Source organism: Lutaonella thermophila (assembly GCF_055387725.1).
Window position 1 is genome coordinate 1,029,255 of record NZ_AP043783.1, and the last position, 23,118, is coordinate 1,052,372.

Genomic DNA, 23,118 nt, shown 5'->3' on the forward strand with positions numbered 1-23,118 from the left:
AACCCCAAATGACAACAAACAACGAACAATTTAGAGACTCAATAAGCACGGTTAATAAACAGGGTAAACGCGCATGGGTTTACCCTAAAAAACCGAGCGGTAAATTTTACACTTACAGAAAATGGGTTAGCTATATTTTGTTGTTGTTTTTGTTTGCATCGCCCTTTATTAAGGTAAACGGAAATCAGTTTTTACTGTTTAATGTAATAGAAAGACGTTTTAATATTTTCGGATTTCCGTTTTGGCCGCAAGATTTTCACCTATTTGTGATTTCTATGATTATAGGGGTGGTGTTTATAACACTTTTTACAGTTGCATTTGGAAGAATTTTTTGTGGATGGATTTGCCCTCAAACCATTTTCATGGAAATGGTTTTTAGACGAATTGAGTATTGGATTGAAGGAGATAGAGGGGCACAAATGCGTTTAAGTAAACAACCCTGGAATGCTCAAAAAATAAAAAAACGATTAACTAAGTGGACCATCTTCTTTATCATATCGTTTTTAATAGCCAATGTTTTTTTGGCCTATTTAATTGGTAGCGATACCTTAATAAAATACATTGTAGAGGGCCCGGAAAAACATTTAAGTACATTAGTATCATTACTGATTTTTACAGGTGTTTTTTACTTTATTTTTGCCTGGTTTAGAGAACAAGTATGTGTAATAGCTTGTCCGTATGGCCGTTTGCAAGGCGTGCTGCTAGACACAAAATCTATAGTTGTTGCTTACGATCATAAACGTGGAGAAAGAGAAAAAGGCAGAAAAAAGTTTAGAAAAGGAGAAGATAGAGCTAAACTTGGTTATGGTGATTGTATAGATTGTTTTCAGTGCGTACACGTTTGCCCAACAGGAATAGATATTAGAAACGGCACGCAATTAGAATGTGTAAACTGCACAGCTTGTATAGATGAGTGTAATCATATAATGCAAAAAGTAGGGCTGCCAAAAGGATTAATACGGTATGCCAGCGAAGAGAACATAGAGAAAAAGGTTCCGTTTAAGTTTACAGCCAGAATGAAAGGCTATGTGGCGGTACTAGCAATTTTAATAGGAGTTTTAGTTGGAATGCTCTTTTTGCGTAATGGTGTAGAAGCAACTATTTTACGATTACCGGGACAACTCTATCAACACAAAGGAGAAACATTACTAAGCAATGTTTATACCTACAAGGTGGTTAATAAAACAACCAAAGAAATAGATGATGTGTCTTTTAAATTACTGTCTCATACAGGAGAAATAAAACTGGTAACTCATACAAACTTTGTAGTGCCAAGACAAGGTTTGGCAGAAGGCACACTGTTTATAGAAATAGACCAAACAGATTTAGATGATGAAAAAACGAAACTAAAAATTGGAGTTTTTAGTGGAGACGAACTAATAGAAACAACTACAACAACCTTTTTAGGGCCACGTAGTTACAGATAAATTAAAGTAAAAAAAACATGAAAATTAATTGGGGTACAGGTATAGTAATAGCATTTGTGGCATTTATAAGCTTCATCATGTATTTTGTAATAACCATGAATGTTAACAAAAAATATGACCACGATTTAGTTACAGAAGAGTACTATAAAAAAGAACTATTGTTTCAAAATGAGATAGATGCACAGCAGAGAGCGAATACGCTAAAGGTAAACCCTGAGATAGAGAAAACAGATCTTGGTTTATTAGTTAGTTTTCCCGATACGTTAGTGCCAACTAACATATCTGGTACAGTGTTCCTATATCGGCCGTCAAACAAACAATTGGATTTTGAAATCCCGATTTCGCTTTCCAATTCACATTTGCTCATACCTAACAAACGTTTGCTAGACGGCCGTTGGAACATTGTTATAGAGTGGCAATATAACAATCAAGAGTTTCTAACCAAAAAACAATTAACACTTTAATGCTCTGGAGTGCGGTAATATTAGGGTTTTTAGGGAGCTTACACTGTATAGGAATGTGTGGCCCTATTGCCTTTGTATTACCACTATCACATAATAATCCGCTACAAAAAACAGCACAAATATTTTTATATCATACCGGTAGAATTTTTAGTTATAGCTTACTAGGGCTTATGTTTGGTGTTTTAGGCAAAGCACTTTACGTTAGTGGTTTACAACAACGACTTTCTATTGTAATTGGATTACTTATAATTATAGCTGTACTACTCCCAAAAAAAGTTACTGCAAAATTTAATAGTACTAAGCCTGTTTATAAGGTTATATTTAAGATAAAAAACAGATTAGGATTGTTGTTAAAGCAAAAAAACAAAAAAGCACTGCTTACCATTGGGGTGCTAAATGGTTTTTTGCCATGCGGATTGGTTTATATGGCTTTGTTTGGTGCAGTAGCCATGGGGCAACCGGTTAAAAGTGCTTTTTATATGGCTTTATTTGGGTTAGGCACTATACCATTAATGACCGGAGCAGCCTATTTAGGCAACTTTCTATCAGTTACAACACGACAAAAAATTAGGCAATTAGTTCCGGTTTTTGTAGTTGTTTTAGGAATGTTATTTATACTTAGAGGAATGGGATTAGGTATCCCATTTATATCTCCGGCAGATGTGCAGTTAATTGTAAAAGCAAACCCCGATTGTGTAGTTCCTTAAACCGTCATGCTAAAAACTTGTGTGTTTGGCTTTTTACGTTTCAGCCTTAAATCAAAAGCCATGCAAATGTTTCTAATAAAAGGTTTCCCTTTTTTGGTTACAACAAGTTTATCGGGGTAAATATCTACTAACCCATCATCTTGCATTTCTTTAAGCATACCAATAGTTTCAGAAAGCATGTTAAACTGTAAATGAGGCTCATTAAAATGAGTTGTAAAAGTGCACATAAGGTTTAAAATGTGCTTTCTTATTGTTAAATCTTCATCATTTAAAATATGACCTCTATACACTGGAATGATATCTTGCTCTAACAAATGGTAATATTCTTCTATATTTTTTACGTTTTGAGCAAAACCATACCAGCTATCGCTAATGCTAGATGCCCCCAAGCCAATCATTAATTGTGTTTTAGAATGCGTATATCCCATAAAGTTTCGGTGCATTTTACCTGTAATAGCTGCTTTATAAAGGCTATCTGAAGGAAGGGCAAAATGATCCATTCCAATTTCTTTATACCCTAATTCTTCTAATAATTGTTTGCCTTTTTCGTAAAGTGCTCTTTTATGTGCTCCTTTAGGTACATCTTCATCCTTAAAACCACGTTGTCCGTTACCTTTTATCCATGGTACATGTGCATAGCTGTAAAAGGCAATACGGTCTGGCATAAGTTTTTTAGTGCAAGAAATAGTGCGCTCAATATCTGATATCTCTTGAAAGGGTAATCCAAAAACTAAATCGTGACCAACAGAAGTGTAGCCAACTTCACGAGCAATTTGTGTTACCATTTCTACACGTTCAAAAGGCTGAATTCTGTTTATGGCTTTCTGAATGTTTGGGTTGTAATCTTGCACTCCAAAGCTTACTCTTTTAAAACCGTAATTGTATAGTGTTTGTAGGTGTTCTTGAGTAGTGCTGTTTGGGTGCCCTTCAAAACTATAATCACAATTTTCTGCTTTTTTGGCATATTTAAAAATGCCGTCTAATAGTTTAGCTAAATTTTCCGGAGAGAAAAAAGTAGGAGTACCACCACCAAAATGTAACTCTTTAATTATTGGGGTGGTGCCCAACACATTACAGTAAAGCTTCCATTCTTTTAAAACGGCATTTATATAAGGCGTTTCTACCTCGTGGCGCTTGGTAATACGTTTATGGCAGCCACAAAAAGTACATAGGCTTTCGCAAAATGGTAAATGAATGTAAACACTAATGCCTTCTGTTAAGTTACTTTCTTTAAATGATTTTTTAAATGAGTTAACCCAGGCTTTGTAAGAAAATGTGTTTTCATCCCAGTACGGAACCGTTGGGTAGCTGGTATAACGAGGCCCGGGCACATTATACTTTTCTATTAATGTTTTGCTCATACAATGTATTATTTACATAGCAAAATTACATGTTGAGCAAAAGGAATTTTATGATATTTATCAGCTTAGATTACCATAAAAAGTGATGAGGTTGGTTTATTGATGCTGCCAGTTTTTTGTTTAATGTTTATTGTCTAAGAATACGAGCTCGAAATTAGCCTCTCTTAACTTTTTAAATGCATCATCGGCAGAGCCAAATTTTAATTTATGTTTTTCTTTGGTGCCACCGTGAGAGTTGCCATCTTCCCACGCTGAATTTTTAATAGTATCTTTTAATAACTCTTTTAGCTCTTCGCTTACGTTAAGCCACCCATTAAAGCTTATATAACCAATTTTATTTCCGGTTTGTTCTTCTTTTTGTAGCCCGTAATAGTGTTTGGTTTTATATACTTTTAGTTTCATGATTAGTGATATTTAAAAACTATTTAGATTATTTGGGAGATATACATAAAAATTTTGATGAGTTACTTATACTTAGCCTTTTTTTCTGCAACCATACCCAACTTTTTTTGCCTCACCAATAAAACACCTGCCCATTCATCAACATAGGTAACAACCCATCGCATATAGCAGTGAGTTTTTTTTTGTTTTAAGGTTTCTACTTTGAGCAGAACGGGTATTTTATTTAGATTCCTCGCCTTTCTGCAATGCTAACATCTTTTGAGGGGAAACAACAGGTAAAATTATTCCTTGCATATTGGTATTTGATAATCTTTCATAAATGATACCTCTTGCCGTGGAAAAACTTATACCTAGAAGAGTGGCAATAAGCAATCCTGAAAAAATGGGAGAATTATCTTCTTTTAACTCATAATAGTTATTTAATTCTTCAATTTTAAAATGAAAATCAAAAACAAAACGTGCTCTAGCTTCAGAAGATACATCGTTGTGTATTAAGTCTACAAACAATCCAATTTTAACTCTTTCATCTTTCAAGTTGTGCATGGTTGTTTGAGCAATTTCTATGTTAAAGTTGTTGTTTTCTTTTTGCACAACATCTTTAATTGCACTTTCCACTATATCGATGTGAAATAAATGTATTTTTTCTGGATTGATTTTCATCTTTTCATTCATTAGACTGCTTCATTATAAACCGATTCTTCATAATCATTTATAGCATCTTTCATTCCACCTTGAATAGTGCCTAGATAAACATATTCTATTTCCTTAATTGGCTCAACATTAATGAGATTAATCCCCAAAACATTTTCCATTTTGGTTATGCTTTTTAACGTTAGGTTATGCAAACCTGATAACCATTTAGACACTTCAGAAGGCGATTTACCTAACATTTTTGCAAATTCTTTCTTTTTGATGCCTCGTTCTTTTAAAACGGTGTTTACCTTTTCTGTAATTGCTAAATTTCTTTCAATAAATTTATCAATTTCTGGGTTTTGGTTTTCTGCTAGCCAATTATCAAGTATGTTTTCTTTAGGAAATTTCATTTTTGTTTTGCTTTAATAATAAAGTTTAAAATCTTCACTACAATTAATTAAAGTATAATCTTCGTTCCAAACAATGTCTTTTTCGCGAAAAGCATTATCAATGGCTTTTGTAAGTGCATTGGCTAATTTAAAATGATGTTGAACATTTGGACAATCTTGTGCTTTATTGGTTGTTTTAATATCGCCACTAAACAAAAAGACAACATTTTTATTAGCTTTTTTCTTACCATACTCTACATAATATGGATTTCTATCTTTGCCAACGGGTGGTAATGCTGAAGTATCTGCTTCTTTTGCTTCATTTCTAAAAAAACGATTTTGTGCGCCATATTTATCACCTATTAATTGTATCCATTTTTGGATATGATATAATTTATCTTTATTCTCAACAGTATGTTTTTCAACAAACTCTTGATAGATTGTTTTCTCATTACCCGCTAAACTAACAGAATAATAGGCTACTGTTTTAAGTTTAAAGAGTGGTTTTATGTATGCAAAGTTATTCACTTATAAGTTAATTTACAACTGTTTTTCACTTTTAAGTTAATTTTAAGACTTGCTTTTGTATTTCTCAACGGGTTCTGCAACCATACCCAACTGTTTTTTTGCCTCTCCAACGGTAACTTGCCCATTCATAAGCATTGGTAACAACCAATCGCGTAAGGCGGCGAGTTTTTGGTTTTCTAATAAGTTTTTTTGTTTCTTCTGGTGTAAGACTTTTACTTTATTATGAAATTGCTCTACGATTTCTTTTGGTGGCTTCACAACTTTATAGTTGGTTATGAAATTTTCAAATAACAAGTTTTTTATACCACTTGTTTTTCCTTCCCAACCAAATAAAACTCCTGCATCATACAATCTATTCCAATTGTAAACAAAATTGTATAAATATGTTTCATCTTTAAGAGTAACAGCTTTACAAAAGTTAGAACAGATTAAAGGATTCTCAAATCTATCTAAAGTTTCTTTGGTAATAAAAGCTAGACGACCTGTAGATTGAGTTGGACTACCGCCAGAAATTTCAACAATTAAATCGCCTTCTTCTAATATTTTATGGGTGTTTTTTTCTAAAATAAACCTAGTTGGTGATTTTACCTCACCATTTCCGTTTAATCCATTAATATCTGCACCTCGAATACAGGACACTTTTTCTGTGTAATTTCCTTCCTCTTCTTCTTTTCCCCAATCACCATTTTTACCTTTTTCAATCCAATCAGAAATTGTCGAATCAGTCCACCCCTCAGGAATCTCACGTTTTAGCTGCTCGTTATACACCATTTTACCACCAGACGATTTGTAGGGTTTGCCATTGGCATCGGGAAAATCGAACTGGACAAACCAATAGTCGTAAATGGTTTTGGCGAGTGCCTCTAACTCTGCATTGATTTTGTTGTTGACTTCTATTTTGGCATCTAAATCGGATAAGACTTTGGCGATTTGTTTTTGGACTTCTAATTCAGGCAGGTTGACTTTTATACCATAGTACGCTCCAAAGGTCATACTTGGTACACCTGTCCCTGAATTAAGGTTGCTTAAATCCAACAATTTCAAATAATGATACAAATAATAAGCATCAACTTTTTCCTTATTAACTTCGGTATAATAGATTGTATCTACTGTCCAAAAAGGCTTATTGGTATACTGTATATTATTTAATGTTCCTTTTCGAGGAAGCAGAATGCTTTCTTCTTCATAAAGAGATTCGTTTGCATAACGCATAATTCCACCACTTCCATAAACAGGAATATCACCATCTTCAAGGTGCTTATGGTCTCGACCATTCTTGATTTTTAATAGTTCACTTAAAAGATATTCTGTCATAATTTCAATTCCTTCAAATTATTTTGAATTTCTTTTTCCAGTGTATCACTTTTAGCAAATAGCTTCTCTAAATTGCTTTCAAATTCTTTTAGTTTGGCATTAAACTCTTCTGCAGTAATATCTATATATTCAATTTTTACTTCAAAATATTGTCCTGCACTTAAGGAGTAGTTTTTGGCTTTTATATCCTCGTACTTTACCACTACCGAGAAATCTTCTACTTCGGTTTTATTGGTAAAGGTTTCAATAATTTGGTTTTCTTCGGCTTCGCTCAAAACCGTTTTTTGGTTTTTACCATCTTCTTTTACGGTGGTTCCTAAATTAGAGGCGTCTATCAATACCACATTGTCTTTGTTTTCTTTATCTAAAAACACAATAGAGACATTGGTTCCTGTGGTCGCAAATATGTTGGATGGCATACTTACCACACCTGCCAGCATTTTGTCATCTACCAGTTTTTGGCGTATTTTTTTATCGATTCCACTTTGTGCGGTAATAAAACCTGTAGGCACAACAATGGCGGCTTTTCCTGTGTCATTGAGACTATACATAATGTGTTGTAAAAACAGGGTATAAATGGCCATACTTTCCTTTTTCTTTGGTGGCACATTGGGTATCCCAGCAAAAAAGCGGTCTTTGTTTTCCTTTTTCTTTAGGGTTTCTACATCATCACTAAAATCGAGCTTAAATGGCGGGTTGCTCACGATATAATCAAACTTACGTAGTTCACCATCTTTTTTGTGATATGGGTCGGTCATGGTGTTCCCCTGTATCACATTTTCTATACTGTGCACCAAATTGTTGAGTACCAAATTTAACCGTAACAAGTGCGACGATTTTTGCGAGATGTCTTGTGAGTACACCGTACATTTATCTGGGCCTATTACGTGTGCCAGATTCATTAACAAGGTGCCGGATCCTGCACTCGGATCGTAAATGGTTTTATTGCTCACAGGTTCTGGCACCAAGATGTTGGCAATAATTTTAGATACGGCGTGTGGTGTGTAGTATTCGGCATACTTTCCGCCAGCATCGCTGTTGTAGTCTTTAATTAAGTATTCAAAAATGGTAGAGAAAAAGTCAAAACCTTCGCCCATAATGTTTTCAAAATTGAAAATGGTAAGTTTATTAAACAATGCTTTGGCAAAGGCATCGCGCTTACTACTTACAAACTCGGTAATACGGTCGAAGAGGCGTATTTTTTGTCCGTCTTCGGTTTTTACAGCAAACAAATCGTTGTTGGTTGCCGCAATATCCATTAAGGTATCGTCAACAGTTTTGGCAAAATCGGGTTCGTTTTGGCGTTCAAATAAATTTGGGATTAATTGGTGTGGTAATAAAAATGCTGTACCAGCAATCATTTGGTAGCGTAGCATTTGGTATTCGTTATCGGGTATTTTTGCCAGTTCTTTTTCTATATTTTCTGCAGTTGCCAGTTCTGGCTTTACTTGTTTTACTTCATAAACAAATTTGTCGTTTAAAAACTTGTATAAGAATATCTGGCTAATAATTTTAAATTCGTTACCATCGTTACCCAAACCATAATTGGCACAAACGGCTTTAAGCTCGTCTATTAATACTTTGGTTTTTATTACAAAGGGCTGGTTGTTTATGTCTTTAGTCATAGGTTAGGCGGTTTTTCCGTAATATTCGTTTAAGTATTCTTCTACAATTAAGTTCTTTACAAATTCTACAGTTTCTACGTTCATAGTAACGTTTTGTTTGCTAAACTCTTTAAACACCAAGCGTGCTACCAATTGCCCAAAATAGTGCTCGTTGTCTAAAGTATCTACCCTATTAAGTACGGCTACATCTGCTTCTTCTTTAATATGCTGTAAGGCTTCAATGATAACTGTTTTTAGTTTAGAAGGTTTACCTGCTTCTACCAATCTTTTTTGTACACGAGCGTATTTGGCATCACCTTGGTACTTGTCTTTTAACAACTCATTTTTACGATTTAGTTCTTTTATTTTTTGGTGAATTTCCTTAAGAGATACCATATTTTCTTCCATTTCCTCACGTGATACTTCGCTTAAATTTTTGTTTTCGAACAAGCGTCTCAGCTCCTCATATAGCGATACCCATTCTGGGTCTTTAGTATCAAAATTTCTGGCCATTGCCACGCGTGTTCTTTTAAGTAGGTCTTTAAGTTCATCGGCCAGTTTTAATTCTTGTTCGCCTACTTTTTTGAACATAAATAGTACGTCCTCCAAAGCTACGTTAAGGAGATTGCCAATTTCTTCGTTGGTTTCCAAGGCATTTTTGGCATTTATCAACGCCAAATGGTTTTCGGCTTCAATACGTAGGGTATTTAGTTTTCTAAAGTCGATTTTTTCCAACAATTCATACTCACCAACCAAACGGATGATGTTGTACAGTGACCGTGCATCGTCCAATGCTTTTCTAATTTCGAGCATTGTTTTGTGGTCATCAATTTGCGCGATTTGAGATGAGAAGTTTTCGGCATTTTTCAAATCGAAATCAGCAAGTTTCTCTTTAATCTCTAAAATGGTTGCTTCCATTTCCTTACGTGACATAAAGAGGTTGGAATAGCTTTCCATTTCGTCTCCCAACACTTCCTGGAGTTCATCAAAATAGGCTTTGTTGGTTTTATCAAACTCCTTGGAAATGTCTGCAAAGTCTACCACATACCCAAAGCGATAGTTTTTATAGGTTCGGTTTACACGTGTTAAGGCTTGCAATAAATTATGCGCTTTTATGACGCGCCCTAAATAGATTTTCTTTAAGCGTTTGGCATCAAAACCCGTGAGTAACATATTGTACACAAACAAGATGTCTATTTTGCCAGCTTTAAAATCGTCACGCCATTTTTCCAGTTCTTCTTTAGAACCACTATCGTATAAAATAAGTGCTGCTTTTTTAACTTTATAGCTTTCCTTTTGTTTGGTTAAGTACTCGCTGGCTTCTTCAGCAGCTTGTGGCAAAGAAGATTCTTCTTTTTCATCTTCTCTGTAACTCTTGAAAATATTGAACATTTCACGTGCTTGCTCGCTACTATCGCAAATTACCATGCCACCCGTAGACGCATCGGCATTGCGTTGACGGAACAATTCTAAATCCTTGACAATATAATCGAGCATTGGCGCTACAAATGAAGGATGTGCATAGGCTATTTTTTTATCTAAATCGCCTTTTAAAACGTCAATACTATCTAAAGCTTGTTTTAGTAATATCTTATATTCAGTTTCTATTTCCTCACGGATTAACTTTAAGGTATACCCATCGGCAATAGATTTGTTATAGTAGTATTTGTGTATATAATCACCAAACAATTGTTTGGATTTGAAATCACCACTAATTAAGGGTGTTCCTGTTAAACCAATTTTAACGGCATTTTTATCTGACTGCTCCAAGTTTGCCAAGAAACTACCTTTAGGATTGTAGCTACGATGTACTTCGTCTAAAAAGTACACACGTTGAATGTTTATATTATAGTCTGTTTCTTTGCTAACATCGGTATCATCCCTAAATTTTTGAATATTGACCACTGTGATTTCTCTTTGGCCTTTATCGTTATTAACTGCCGTGGTTTTCTTTAAGTCAGCAACAAATTCATCACGAGAGTTTACAGTATGTACTTTTAGTCCACGTGCGGTAAATTCATCTCTAGCTTGGGTCAATAAATCCAAACGGTCTACGATAAAGTAAAACTTTGGAATGACATTTTTCTTCTGAAAGTAATCTGTTAAGAAATGGGTGTTGTAATAGGCCAAAGCTGTTTTACCCGAACCTTGGGTATGCCAGATAATTCCTTTCTTTTTACCCTTGTCTAAATGCGCTTCAATGGCTTTGGTTGCAAACAATTGCGGATAACGCATAATGTGTTTTTGTAAACCATTGGTTTCTTTTACATAGGCTAATGCATATTGTAATACAAACTGTAAACGCTCTTTAGATAATAAAGACGTTAATATGCGATTAGTTGCACTATCTGGGTTTTTATTGGTTTTGTATTCTTCACTATTTTTTATGGAAGGATAATTGGTGTCTTTTAAAACAAAAGCTTCAACTGATTCATCTAAAGGTTTTAAAACCTGCGATAAGTTAAAACCAATTTCTTCCCTGAAATAATTGAAAATCGGTTTCACATAAGAAGGTGATGCATAAAAAGCACCTTGCCAAGGTTCAATTTCATTATCATCATACTCCATATTGTTAGAGAAAATCATAAACTGGGTAAGGTTTACAAATTTTCTAAACTTCTTATTCTGAAAGCGCGTAATGATACGCTTGCGTTCTGCCAAAACACCATCACGATTATTGGGCTTTTTAACCTCAATAAAAACTAAAGGCATACCGTTAATCAAACAAATAATATCTGGCCGAAACTCATCTTCTCCATTTTTATAAGTCAATTCGGTAACAACGTGAAATTCATTGTTATCAAAATTTTCAAAATCAATCAATCTAGTACCAGAACGATTGATGAGTTTATCGTAAAATGCTTTTCCTAAATCTTCATTTTCTAAATCAAGCGTTATTTCTTGATACAATCGGTCAATTTCTACCTCAGATAAATCAGGGTTAATCTTTGCCATTGAAGATTTAAAAATATCAGTAAATATATTAGTTTCCTGATCCCAAACTGAATCCTTTAATGAGAGGTAATCATAACCCAGTTGGGTCAAGTGGAGTATGGCTGGAAGTTTAACTCTTGAATCTTCGTTAAAACTCATTAACTATAATGCATTAGTTTTAAGAAAACATAAATATATATTTTTTCTTACATCGTATCAATATTTAATAACAATTTCTAAACACCTACAAACTAAAAATCTACTCATTATATTTTTTTAGTTTGCTTTTCAAGACTACTAATTACATTGCTTATATTTTAATTTATTGTTACTCTACACTTAATTGGAGATAAACCATTAGAATTTGTTCTAGATTTTTTTAAATAAAATAGGATGTTAAGTTTAGTGTTTTTCATTTCCTTTTGCTTGAATTTTGCAAAAGGTGTCCTTTTCTAAATTTATGTAACCCTTTTTAAGTTGTGTAACCCGAATAGTACCCCTTTTTTTGATTAGTTTTAAGTAAAATCGGTAGTAATAATTACTTACTTTAATTTTTAAAAAAGCACCAAAAAAGCAGTGTTTATGGGCAACAAAAAAAGCTCCACATTTCTGTGAAGCTTTCTCTTTGTAGCGGGAGCAGGACTCGAACCTGCGACCTTCGGGTTATGAGCCCGACGAGCTACCTACTGCTCTATCCCGCGATATTGCGATTGCAAATATACAACGTTTTTAATTATTGCCAAATCTTACCTAAAAAAATTGTATTTATCATTTTCAATTTAAAAAACTACTACTTTTTTAGTAGCTTCGAGCAATCACAAATTACAAATGGTGTTTGTGGTTAAGTAGTTTACTATCATGAAATAACAAACTTATGGAATACGGATTTCTCTCAATTGTGCCTCCAATTCTTGCAATTATTTTAGCCTTACGCACCAAACAAGTTTATATAGCATTATTGTTTGGTATTTGGTTTTCATGGCTAATAATTAATGATTTTAATGTGCTAACCGGCACCTTGGCAGCTGTAGAAGCTTTGGTAAATGTATTTAAATCTGCCGGAAACACCAGAACTATTATGTTTAGTGCCTTGGTTGGAGCATTACTTTTATTCATACAATACTCAAGAGGGGTAGAAGGGTTTATTAACGTTTTAAACAAACTAATAGCCAAGCTCGAAGAAAAGCAATCAGGTTACAGTAGAGTAATGGTGCAATTGTTAGCAATGGTTACCGGAATTTTACTTTTTGTAGAAACCAGCATAAGCTCACTTACGGTAGGTACACTATACAGGCCGGTGTTTGATAAGCTTAAAATTCCGAGAGAAAAATTAGCCTACATTGCCGATTCCAGCTCGGCACCATCCTCTATTTTAATTCCTTTTAATGCTTGGGGAGCTTTTATAATGGGGCTTTTACTAACACAAGGACTTGAGAATCCTTTCGGGCTAATGCTATCATCTATAGGGTATAATTTTTATCCTATTCTGGCAATTATTATTGTGTTTTTAGTGATTATTACCAAAAAAGATATTGGTCCGATGGCCAAAGCAGAGAAAAGAACTCGAGAAACCGGCAAACTGCTTAATGATAATGCAAAGCCAATGATTTCTGATTCTGTAACGTCGTATAAGCCCAAAGAAGGCATCCCGGCAAAAGCATATAACATGATTGTTCCTTTAGCTACAATGGTTATAATGATGCCCGTTAATTTGGCCTATACCGGTTGGGATGCGGTAAAAGATGCTACTTCGTTTTCAGACCATTTGTTTAAAGCTATTGGGCAAGGCTCCGGCTCATCGTCGGTTTTATACGCTGTATTAACTGCAATTTTAGTTGCTATGATTTTATACAGAGCGCAACGCATAATGAAAAGTAAAGAGATGATAGATTTATCATTAAAAGGAATAAGTGAACTAATGCCTTTAGCCTTGTTAATGCTTTTAGCCTTTGCAATTGGCGATGCCTGTAATCAATTAGGAACTGGAGAATTTGTAGCTAATTGGTCTAAAGAGTGGTTGTCTCCTCAAATGTTGCCGGCAATTATTTTTGTAATAAGCTCATTTATTGCGTTTTCTACCGGAACATCTTGGGGAACTTTTGCTATTATGATGGCAATTGCTATCCCAATGGCCGAGATTCATCAGGCACCAATAACACTTGTAATTGCAGCCACACTCGGAGGCGGTATTTTTGGCGATCATTGCTCGCCAATATCAGACACCTCAATTATTTCATCAATGGCATCTGCAAGTGATCATATAGATCATGTTAATACACAACTTCCGTATGCATTAATTGGTGGATTAGTAACTACGGTTTTATACGTGATTTTAGGATTTACCATAGTTTAAACTAACTAATAACGTACCTTTGCATAAATAAATAAAAGTATGGCGCACAAAGCAGGTTTTGTAAACATCATCGGAAATCCTAACGTAGGTAAATCTACCTTAATGAATGCTTTTGTAGGAGAGAAACTATCTATTATTACTTCTAAAGCCCAAACTACAAGGCATAGAATTTTAGGAATTGTTAATGGTGATGATTTTCAGGTTGTTTTGTCTGATACGCCCGGAATCATAAAACCGGCTTACGAACTGCAACAATCTATGATGGATTTTGTTAAATCTGCTTTTGAAGATGCTGATGTGTTGTTGTACATGGTAGAAATAGGAGAGAAGCATTTAAAAGACGAAGCCTTTTTTAACAAAATAGTTAACACCAAAATTCCGGTATTGCTACTTATTAATAAAATAGATAAATCTTCTCAAGAAGCGTTAGAAGAACAGGTTGCGTTCTGGAGAGGAAAAGTACCTAATGCAGAAATATATCCTATTTCTGCTTTAAACAACTTTAATGTACAAGAAGTATTTAACAGAATTATAGAGCTGTTACCCGAAGCACCACCTTTTTACCCTAAAGATCAGTTAACCGATAAGCCTGAACGCTTTTTTGTAAATGAAACCATCAGAGAAAAAATACTACTTAATTACAAAAAAGAAATTCCGTATTCTGTTGAGGTTATAACCGAATCTTTTGTAGAAGACGATAATATAATTAGAATTCAATCTGTAATAATTGTAGAGCGCGATAGCCAAAAAGGAATTATTATAGGGCATAAAGGCGAAGCTATAAAAAAAGTTGGTATACAAGCACGTGAAGATTTAGAACGTTTTTTTGGTAAAAAAATTCACTTAGAGCTATTTGTTAAGGTAAATAAAAACTGGCGCACTAATCCAAATCAATTACGCAGATTTGGGTATAACTTAAAATAGCTTTAATCTACTTCGTATGTTAATTTCATGGTGATAGAAGCTGTTTTTTCTTTAGCCGAAGTATTGTAAGTGCCACCCCAAGAATACTCTTCGTTAGAATTTTGACCGGTAATTTGAAAAACGCCCATTTTAGCAGTTAAAACTTCACCGAGTTTCCCACCGGCATTTTCAGCAATTTTTTCGGCTCTTGCTCTGGCATCAGCTGTAGCTTTAGAAATCATTTCAATTTTTAAATCGGCAAGTTGAGTATAATAATAACGCGGAGGTTGTGAGTAAAACTGAATTCCTTTGTTTAAAAGTTCGGTAATTTCTCTTGATACGGTTTCTACTTTTTCAACATTTTTAGATTCTACGGTAATAGCTTGAGTAAGCACATAACCTAAAAACTCTTCACCCATATATTTACCCTGAGGCGAGTATTTTACACGCGTATTTTTTCTGCTTTGTACCGCGTTAAAAACCAATTCTTCGGGGCTAATACCTTTAGAGGTTAAATAATCAGAAATTATTTTTTTGTCGGCTTCTAATCTTTTATAAGCTTCGGTTAAGTTTATACTCTCACTAGAAAAAGATCCTTCCCAAACAATTAAATCCGAAGTAAAATCTGCTTTTCCCAATCCGGTAACAGCTATTGTGCCATCGGTTTTATTTCTGTTTACAAAAGCATTTCCTAATAAAAAAGCAGCAGCTATAATGGCAATGCCAAAAATTAGTGCCGAAGAGGTGTTTTTCATAGTAAGATTTATTTGAGTAACCAAAATACAACAAATCATAGTCATATCACTATATTTGCATGAAATTTTAGAATATATGAGCGCTATAGTAGCCATTGTAGGAAGACCTAATGTTGGAAAATCAACCTTTTTTAATCGATTAATTCAGCGTCGCGAAGCCATTGTAGATGCTGTAAGTGGTGTTACCAGAGACAGACACTACGGTAAAAGTGATTGGAATGGGAAAGAGTTTTCTGTGATAGATACTGGTGGCTATGTTGTTGGTAGCGACGATATTTTTGAAGCTCAAATAGACAAACAAGTTGAGTTAGCTATTGATGAAGCAGATGCCATAATTTTTATGGTAGATGTAGAATCTGGAATTACCGGAATGGATGAAGATGTAGCTAACTTATTACGAAAAGTAGATAAGCCTGTTTTTGTGGCTGTAAATAAAGTAGATAATGCTAAGCGAATGGAAGATGCCGTTGAGTTTTATTCGCTTGGTTTAGGAGATTATTATACCATTTCTAGTATTAACGGTAGCGGAACCGGAGAACTTTTAGATGCCCTAGTTAAAGTACTACCGGAAAAAGAAGCTGATAAAGATGATGAGCTACCAAGGTTTGCAGTTGTAGGAAGGCCAAATGCCGGAAAATCATCTTTTATAAATGCTTTAATTGGCGAAGAAAGATACATTGTAACAGACATTGCCGGAACCACACGCGATGCTATAGATACTAAATATAACCGATTTGGTTTTGAGTTTTATTTAGTTGATACTGCAGGTATTAGAAAAAAATCTAAAGTTAAAGACGATTTAGAGTTTTACTCTGTAATGCGCTCTGTAAGAGCAATAGAACATAGCGATGTTTGTTTATTAGTGGTAGATGCAACACGCGGTTTTGATGGTCAAGTACAGAATATATTTTGGTTGGCTGTTAGAAATAATAAAGGCATTGTAATTTTAGTAAATAAATGGGATTTAGTAGAAAAAGATACACATACTACTAAACAATTTGAGCAACAAATCAGGAAAGCTATTGAGCCTTTTACCGATGTGCCTATAGTTTTCATTTCGGCTTTAACTAAACAAAGAGTATATAAAGCTATTGAAACGGCCGTTGCAGTTTATGAAAACAGGAGTCGTAAAGTGCCAACCAGAAAGCTAAATGATGTAATGCTCCCTATTATAGAGCATAATCCGCCACCGTCTAATAAAGGAAAATTCATAAAAATTAAATTTTGTACACAGCTCCCAACACACTATCCTCAATTTGCGTTTTTTGCTAATTTACCTCAGTATGTAAAAGAGCCTTATAAACGCTTTTTAGAGAATAAATTAAGGGAAAACTTTAATTTTAACGGGGTACCTATTACAATATATATGCGCAAAAAATAGCTTAAAGAAGTTGTTTTTATAAGCAAAAAAGGCTGATTTAAATTAACCCTTACCAGCTTCCTCCGGCACCACCGCCACTAAAGCCACCGCCTCCGAAGCCACCGCCAAAACCTCCGCCAAAACTACCGCCTCCGGACCCAAAACCGCCACCCGAAGAGCCTCCGAAACCTCCTTTACCCATGTTGCTTAGTATTATAATATCCATTAAATCTAATCCGGACGATCTATGTCCTCTGTTGCCACCACCGCGCTTGTTGTTAGAAAGAATTATAATGATTATAAAAAATATAATTATGGGTAATAAAGCAGCAAAAGGGAAGCCGTTGTTGTTAGAGTTAAAGTTTCTATCTTCTTTGTATTTTCCGGCTAAAACAGCAATAATTGCATCGGTACCTTTGTCTAAACCTCTGTAATAACTACCTGCTTTAAACTCCGGTATTATAACGTTTCTGGTAATTTCTCCAACAGTTCCGGCAGTTAGCCTATCTTCTACACCATAGCCGGGAGAAATCCAAATTTTGCGTTCTTTTTCGGCTAATAAAATAAAAACTCCATTGTCTTTATCTGCTTGCCCAACACCCCATTTATGAGCCCAACGCGGAGTTAAAAGTCCAATGTTTTCTCCTTGTAATGAGGGGATGGTTACAACTACAATTTGTGTAGAAGTAGTATCTGCATACGAAATTAATTTGCGTTTTAAAGTTTGCTCTTCTTGCTCTGCAAGTAAATCAGCGTAATCGTAAACACTAGTTTGCTGCTTGGGTACAGGCGGAATATTAAATTGTGCAGTAATGGTGTTGCTTACAAGCAATAATCCCGCTGTTAGCACCCATAATATGTGTTTATTTGTAGCGTGTTTACCCTTTAGAAATTGCATCAGAAAGTTCGTTTGTGTCGTTATGATCCCACGGAAAATGTTCTTGCAATTCTTTTCCGGCAAGTAATATGCCTTCTACAAGGCCTTGTTTATATTGTCCTTTTTTAAAATAAGATGCTATTAAATCTCTTGTAGCATTCCAAAATCCTTCTGGCACTACTCTGTCTATACCTTTATCACCACAAATAGCAAAAGTATGGTCTTTAACGGCAACGTAAATTAGCACGCCATTTTCTTCTTTGGTGTTGTCCATTTTTAATAAATGAAACACTTCTTTGGCTCTTTCAAACGGATCTTTACCGGTGCCGGCTTCTATGTGAACTCTTATTTCGCCAGAAGTATATTTTTCTGCTTTTCTAATAGCATCTATAATTTCTTGCTCTTCTTGCGGAGATAAAAAGTTTTCGGCAACAGACATTTGTTTAGTTAAAGTTAAAATCTACTTCAACAGGTTTTTCTGCTCCTGCTTCTGCATCAAAATACGGTTTGGCATCAAAACCAAACCATCCGGCTAAAATAGAGTTAGGGAATGTTTTAATATGTTCGTTATAGGGTTTAATGGCTTCGTTAAATCTTACACGAGCAGTTTGAATGGTATTTTCTGTACTCGTTAGCTCATCTTGAAGCTTTAAAAAGTTCTGATTTGCTTTTAAATCAGGGTAGCGCTCAACAGCAACTAACAATCTAGATAAGGCTCCGCTTAACCCACCCTGAACTTCGTTAAATTGCTTAAGTTGCTCTGGAGTAATGTTGGCAGGATCAATAGTTGTTTGTGTTGCTTTTGCACGAGCCTCTATAACTTCTCTTAAAGTGGTTCGTTCAAAATCTGCAGCACCTTGCACAGTTTTTACTAAGTTTCCTATTAAATCGTTTCTACGCTGGTAAGCAGTTTGTACATTACCCCAAGCTTCAGAAACATTTTCGTTTAATCTAACAGCCGTGTTATTAAACGATACGCCCCAACGGTATAAGCCAATAACAATAAGGGCAAGAATAATAACAGGAATTAACCACTTTTTCATAATTTTTTGTTTTTAGTTAGGTTAGAGTTGTTCTTTTATTTTTAAAAGCTCTGTTTTTATATATTCTAATTTACGAATTATCTCAAAATTTGAGAGCACCTTTTTTTTCTCTTCTTTTAAATGAATTTTAGCGCCTTCTAACGTAAAACCACGCTCTTTTACTAAATGATAAATTAACTGAAGGTTTTTTACATCGTCTGGTGTAAACTTACGGTTTCCTTTAGCGTTTTTTTTGGGTTTTAAAATATCAAATTCTTTTTCCCAAAACCGTATTAAAGAGGTGTTAACACCAAAAGCTTTGGCAACTTCGCCAATACTGTAATACCGCTTTTCTGGTAAGTTTACTTGCATTAATCTAACGATTGGTTTTCTTGCGATGCTGCTTTTAGTAATGCTTCAAACTCTTCGGCAGATAAACTACCGTAATAGAAGTTAATTGGATTTATGCGCTCTCCATCTTTAAAAACTTCGTAATGCAGATGTGGTGCTTGAGAACGACCGGTGCTGCCTACAAACCCAATAATATCTCCACGCTTAACACGTTGCCCTCGTTTAACATTATACTTGCTTAAATGTGCATATAGTGTTACGTAGCCATAACCGTGGTCTATTCTAATATGTCTTCCGTAACCGGCAGAACCGTTGTCTGCTCTGGTTACAACACCATCTCCGGTAGCATACACAGGAGTGCCTCTTGGTGCTGTAAAATCCATTCCGTAGTGAAATTTTCTAACCTTGGTAAATGGGTCAGAGCGCCATCCGTATCCTGAGGCCATTCGGGTTAAATCTTCATTACTTACCGGTTGTATTGCCGGAATTGCAGCCAAAAGCTTTTCCTTTTCTTTGGCTAATTTAGCAATCTCATCTAGCGATTTAGATTGCACCACCATTTGTTTTTGTAGCACGTCCATTCGTTTTAACGTACTAATTATCATCTCAGAGTTATTAAAACCCTCAAGTTCTTTATATCTGTTTATACCACCAAAACCGGCTCTACGTTGCTCTTCAGGTATTGGATTTGCTTCAAAATAAAGTCTGTAAATATTGTTGTCGCGCTCTTCTATATTAGCTAATACCTCTTCTAATTGCGACATTTTTTTGTTAAGCAACTCAAACTGTAGCTCGTAATTTTTTAGTTCTCGTTGCAAAGCAAGTTCTTTTGGGGTGTTAAAAAAACTGCTATTAAGTAAACCAACTAACATTAACCCACCAAACAAAGCAGATGCCAATAGAAACAGTAAAAAGTTTCTAATTTTTTTAGACTTTTTGGGTTCTATCTTTCTATACGAAAGCGTCTCAGGGTCGTAATAATATTTTACCTTAGACATTGGTTTAAATGTACTATTTTTGCAGTTTTAAAACGATAGTTGTTTTCAATGGGAAACGAACAAAGATAAAAATTGTTTTACACATACTATTAAATTTATAAAAAGGTTAAGATTTTCATGAAATCTCAAGAAATACGCGCTAAGTTTTTGCAGTTTTTTGAAAGTAAAAAACATGCAATTGTACCATCGGCTCCAATGGTAATTAAAGACGATCCTACCTTAATGTTTACCAATGCCGGAATGAACCAATTTAAAGAGTTTTTTCTTGGGAATAAAACACCCAAACATACTCGCGTTGCAGATACTCAAAAATGTTTGCGTGTTTCTGGAAAGCATAACGATTTAGAAGAGGTTGGGCATGATACCTATCATCATACCATGTTCGAAATGCTGGGTAACTGGAGTTTTGGAGATTACTTTAAAGAAGAAGCAATTGCTTGGGCATGGGAGCTTTTAACCGAAGTGTTTAAAATAGATAAAGACATTTTGTACGTTACCATTTTTGAAGGCGATAAAGAAGATGGTTTAGCGAAAGATACAGAAGCCTATAATTTCTGGAAAAAACATATAGCAGAAGACAGGATCTTGCTGGGCAACAAAAAAGATAACTTTTGGGAAATGGGAGATCAAGGTCCGTGTGGCCCATGCTCTGAGATTCATGTAGATATCAGGCCGGAAGAAGAACGGAAAAAAATTCCTGGGAAAGATTTGGTAAATAAAGACCATCCGCTGGTTGTAGAAATCTGGAACTTGGTATTTATGCAATACAATCGCAAGGCAGATGGATCTCTAGAAAAATTACCTGAGCAACATGTAGATACCGGTATGGGCTTTGAACGCTTGTGTATGGTTTTACAGGGCGTAAAAAGTAATTACGATACGGATGTTTTTACACCTTTAATTAAAGAGATAGAAACAATTACCGGTAGCCAATACGGCAAAGAAGAAAAAACAGATATAGCTATTCGTGTAATTGCAGACCACATTAGAGCCGTTGCTTTTGCCATTGCAGATGGGCAGTTGCCAAGTAATAACGGTGCTGGGTATGTAATTAGAAGAATTTTACGAAGAGCTATCAGATACGGGTTTACATTTTTGCAGCAAAAAGAGCCGTTTATTTATAAATTGGTTCAAACGCTCAGTAATCAAATGGGCGAAGCCTTCCCTGAAATTAAAGCTCAAAAAACACTTTGTGAAAATGTAATTAAAGAAGAAGAGCATTCTTTTTTAAAAACATTAGACCAAGGTTTGTTATTGCTTGAAAATGTTATACAATCAAGTGATAGCAAGATTATTTCAGGAAAAAAAGCTTTTGAACTATACGATACGTATGGTTTCCCGATAGATTTAACTGCACTAATTTTACGTGAAAGAGGGTATAGCTTAAATGAAGAAGAATTTAATGTCGAGATGGAAAAGCAAAAGTCAAGATCTCGTGCAGCCGGAGAGGTGTCAGCAGAAGATTGGGTTGAGCTTTTAGATGATGACGAAGAAGAATTTATTGGGTACGATGCCTTAACAACACAAATAAAAATCACCAAATACAGAAAGGTTAAAAGTAAAAAAGAAGGAGAGCTTTATCAGTTAGTATTTAATATAACTCCGTTTTATCCAGAAGGTGGGGGGCAAATAGGAGATAGAGGGTATTTAGAAGCTTCAAACGGGGAGGTTATACATGTTTTAGATACTAAAAAAGAAAACAATCAAATTATACATATTACTAAAAATTTACCCTCTCACATAACAGATACTTTTAAAGCTGTAGTAGATAAAAATTTAAGAAGTAAAACAGCTGCTAATCATACTGCTACACATTTATTGCACCAGGCTTTAAGAACCATTTTAGGCGAACATGTAGAGCAAAAAGGAAGTTTAGTGCATTACGATTATTTACGTTTTGATTTTTCTCACTTTGCTAAAGTAACCGACGAAGAGCTTAAACAGGTAGAAGATTTTGTTAATGCCAGAATTAAAGAGCAATTACCGTTAGCTGAAAACAGAAATATACCATTTAACGAGGCTGTTGCAAATGGAGCAATCGCTTTATTTGGAGAAAAATATGGCGATACCGTTAGGACCATTCAGTTTGGTAAAAGCGTAGAGCTTTGCGGTGGTACTCACGTACAAAATACAGCAGACATCTGGCATTTTGTAATAAAATCTGAGAGTGCTATTGCAGCAGGAGTACGTAGAATTGAAGCTATAACCGGAGAGGCTGCTAAAGATTATTTTACAGCTCAAGTACAAGAGTATAATGAGGTTAAAGCCTTATTAAAAAACCCAAAAGATGCGCTTAAAGCAATTGCTAACTTACAGGAAGAAAATGCAGCACTAAAAAAACAAGTAGAACAATTGCTAAAAGACAAAGCTAAAAACTTAAAAACCGAGTTAAAACATAAACTACAAGAACTTAATGGTGTACAGTTTTTAGCTACTGAAGTAGATTTAGATCAAGCCGGGATTAAAAACTTAGCTTTTGAGCTTGGCGGAGAGCACAACAACTTATTTTTACTATTTGCAACTGCTACCAACGGCAAAGCAATGCTTACTTGCTATATTTCTAAAGAATTGGTTGCAGAAAAAGGATTAGATGCCGGTAAAATAGTTAGAGAGCTTGGTAAGCTAATACATGGAGGTGGTGGCGGACAACCATTTTTTGCAACTGCAGGAGGAAAAAATCCTGAAGGTATTGCAGAAGCTTTAGAAAAAGCCAAAAGTTACATTGTTTAATTAATA

Annotated in this window: 21 protein-coding genes and 1 tRNA gene; 7 read left to right on the forward strand and 15 right to left on the reverse strand. The window is 34.9% G+C overall.

Annotated elements, in window-relative coordinates; translation table 11 throughout:
- The first annotated feature begins 8 nt into the window (after positions 1–8).
- Genes ccoG through ACZ5CF_RS04680 form a run of 3 tightly spaced genes read left to right on the forward strand, consistent with a single transcriptional unit; the run spans position 9 to position 2,598 of the window.
- The gene (ccoG, locus tag ACZ5CF_RS04670) at positions 9–1,427 is read left to right on the forward strand and encodes a cytochrome c oxidase accessory protein CcoG (RefSeq protein ID WP_464580684.1); all 1,419 of its coding nucleotides are present in this window, start codon (positions 9–11) and stop codon (positions 1,425–1,427) included.
- Between the two features lie 17 nt (positions 1,428–1,444).
- The gene (locus ACZ5CF_RS04675; protein ID WP_464580685.1) at positions 1,445–1,891 is read left to right on the forward strand and encodes a FixH family protein; all 447 of its coding nucleotides are present in this window, start codon (positions 1,445–1,447) and stop codon (positions 1,889–1,891) included.
- On the forward strand, positions 1,891–2,598 hold the full coding sequence (locus tag ACZ5CF_RS04680; RefSeq protein ID WP_464580686.1) for a sulfite exporter TauE/SafE family protein: 708 nt from the start codon (positions 1,891–1,893) through the stop codon (positions 2,596–2,598). Before ACZ5CF_RS04675 ends, ACZ5CF_RS04680 begins: the two co-directional genes overlap by 1 nt.
- On the opposite strand, the gene hemN is transcribed toward ACZ5CF_RS04680, so the two are convergent.
- The 9 genes from hemN to ACZ5CF_RS04725 all read right to left on the reverse strand — a co-directional run bounded on the left by hemN (position 2,595) and on the right by ACZ5CF_RS04725 (position 12,464).
- Positions 2,595–3,959 (reverse strand): oxygen-independent coproporphyrinogen III oxidase, encoded by a 1,365-nt coding sequence (hemN, locus tag ACZ5CF_RS04685; RefSeq protein WP_464580687.1) that lies wholly within the window; start codon positions 3,957–3,959, stop codon positions 2,595–2,597. The genes ACZ5CF_RS04680 and hemN overlap by 4 nt on opposite strands.
- 120 nt (positions 3,960–4,079) lie before the next feature.
- Positions 4,080–4,361: a hypothetical protein gene (locus ACZ5CF_RS04690; RefSeq protein WP_464580688.1), complete on the reverse strand. Its 282-nt coding sequence runs from the start codon at positions 4,359–4,361 to the stop codon at positions 4,080–4,082.
- A 219-nt stretch (positions 4,362–4,580) separates the two neighbouring features.
- A complete protein-coding gene (locus ACZ5CF_RS04695) occupies positions 4,581–5,021 on the reverse strand; it encodes a hypothetical protein (RefSeq protein ID WP_464580689.1) in 441 nt (146 codons plus the stop codon).
- 11 nt (positions 5,022–5,032) lie between these two features.
- Complete coding sequence (locus ACZ5CF_RS04700) at positions 5,033–5,404, reverse strand: helix-turn-helix domain-containing protein (protein WP_464580690.1); 372 nt, start codon at positions 5,402–5,404, stop codon at positions 5,033–5,035.
- 12 nt (positions 5,405–5,416) lie between these two features.
- Positions 5,417–5,911 (reverse strand): hypothetical protein, encoded by a 495-nt coding sequence (locus ACZ5CF_RS04705; protein ID WP_464580691.1) that lies wholly within the window; start codon positions 5,909–5,911, stop codon positions 5,417–5,419.
- Between the two features lie 42 nt (positions 5,912–5,953).
- Complete coding sequence (locus ACZ5CF_RS04710; protein WP_464580692.1) at positions 5,954–7,225, reverse strand: restriction endonuclease subunit S; 1,272 nt, start codon at positions 7,223–7,225, stop codon at positions 5,954–5,956.
- Entirely contained in the window at positions 7,222–8,850 is a 1,629-nt protein-coding gene (locus ACZ5CF_RS04715) for an N-6 DNA methylase (RefSeq protein ID WP_464580693.1), read from the reverse strand. Before ACZ5CF_RS04715 ends, ACZ5CF_RS04710 begins: the two co-directional genes overlap by 4 nt.
- Positions 8,851–8,853: 3 nt before the next feature.
- The gene (locus ACZ5CF_RS04720; RefSeq protein ID WP_464580694.1) at positions 8,854–11,922 is read right to left on the reverse strand and encodes a type I restriction endonuclease subunit R; all 3,069 of its coding nucleotides are present in this window, start codon (positions 11,920–11,922) and stop codon (positions 8,854–8,856) included.
- Positions 11,923–12,391: 469 nt separating this feature from the next.
- Positions 12,392–12,464, reverse strand: a tRNA-Met gene (locus tag ACZ5CF_RS04725).
- Positions 12,465–12,637: 173 nt separating this feature from the next.
- Between ACZ5CF_RS04725 and ACZ5CF_RS04730 the strand changes: the two genes are divergently transcribed.
- Positions 12,638–14,116, forward strand: coding sequence for a Na+/H+ antiporter NhaC family protein (locus tag ACZ5CF_RS04730; RefSeq protein WP_464580695.1), 1,479 nt, complete (start codon positions 12,638–12,640; stop codon positions 14,114–14,116).
- Positions 14,117–14,155: 39 nt separating this feature from the next.
- Positions 14,156–15,040, forward strand: coding sequence for a GTPase Era (era, locus tag ACZ5CF_RS04735; protein ID WP_464580696.1), 885 nt, complete (start codon positions 14,156–14,158; stop codon positions 15,038–15,040).
- Between the two features lie 2 nt (positions 15,041–15,042).
- On the opposite strand, the gene ACZ5CF_RS04740 is transcribed toward era, so the two are convergent.
- On the reverse strand, positions 15,043–15,774 hold the full coding sequence (locus tag ACZ5CF_RS04740; protein ID WP_464580697.1) for an SIMPL domain-containing protein: 732 nt from the start codon (positions 15,772–15,774) through the stop codon (positions 15,043–15,045).
- A 76-nt stretch (positions 15,775–15,850) separates the two neighbouring features.
- On the opposite strand from ACZ5CF_RS04740, the gene der reads away from it, so the two are divergent.
- The gene (gene der, locus ACZ5CF_RS04745) at positions 15,851–17,155 is read left to right on the forward strand and encodes a ribosome biogenesis GTPase Der (RefSeq protein ID WP_464580698.1); all 1,305 of its coding nucleotides are present in this window, start codon (positions 15,851–15,853) and stop codon (positions 17,153–17,155) included.
- Between the two features lie 49 nt (positions 17,156–17,204).
- Here der and ACZ5CF_RS04750 read toward each other — a convergent pair whose 3' ends face one another.
- From ACZ5CF_RS04750 to ACZ5CF_RS04770, 5 genes are read right to left on the reverse strand one after another with little or no spacing between them, the layout of a single operon-like run.
- Positions 17,205–18,032 (reverse strand): TPM domain-containing protein, encoded by an 828-nt coding sequence (locus ACZ5CF_RS04750; RefSeq protein WP_464580699.1) that lies wholly within the window; start codon positions 18,030–18,032, stop codon positions 17,205–17,207.
- Positions 18,013–18,450: a TPM domain-containing protein gene (locus ACZ5CF_RS04755; protein WP_464580700.1), complete on the reverse strand. Its 438-nt coding sequence runs from the start codon at positions 18,448–18,450 to the stop codon at positions 18,013–18,015. The genes ACZ5CF_RS04750 and ACZ5CF_RS04755 overlap by 20 nt, the downstream gene beginning before the upstream one ends.
- Positions 18,451–18,454: 4 nt before the next feature.
- Positions 18,455–19,054: a LemA family protein gene (locus ACZ5CF_RS04760; RefSeq protein ID WP_464580701.1), complete on the reverse strand. Its 600-nt coding sequence runs from the start codon at positions 19,052–19,054 to the stop codon at positions 18,455–18,457.
- Positions 19,055–19,075: 21 nt separating this feature from the next.
- Positions 19,076–19,405 carry a MerR family transcriptional regulator gene (locus ACZ5CF_RS04765; RefSeq protein WP_464580702.1) on the reverse strand — a complete coding sequence of 110 codons (330 nt, stop codon included), beginning with the start codon at positions 19,403–19,405 and terminating at the stop codon, positions 19,076–19,078.
- Positions 19,405–20,382 carry a M23 family metallopeptidase gene (locus ACZ5CF_RS04770; protein ID WP_464580703.1) on the reverse strand — a complete coding sequence of 326 codons (978 nt, stop codon included), beginning with the start codon at positions 20,380–20,382 and terminating at the stop codon, positions 19,405–19,407. The genes ACZ5CF_RS04765 and ACZ5CF_RS04770 overlap by 1 nt, the downstream gene beginning before the upstream one ends.
- 117 nt (positions 20,383–20,499) lie before the next feature.
- On the opposite strand from ACZ5CF_RS04770, the gene alaS reads away from it, so the two are divergent.
- Positions 20,500–23,112, forward strand: coding sequence for an alanine--tRNA ligase (gene alaS, locus ACZ5CF_RS04775; protein ID WP_464580704.1), 2,613 nt, complete (start codon positions 20,500–20,502; stop codon positions 23,110–23,112).
- The last annotated feature ends 6 nt before the right edge of the window (positions 23,113–23,118 follow it).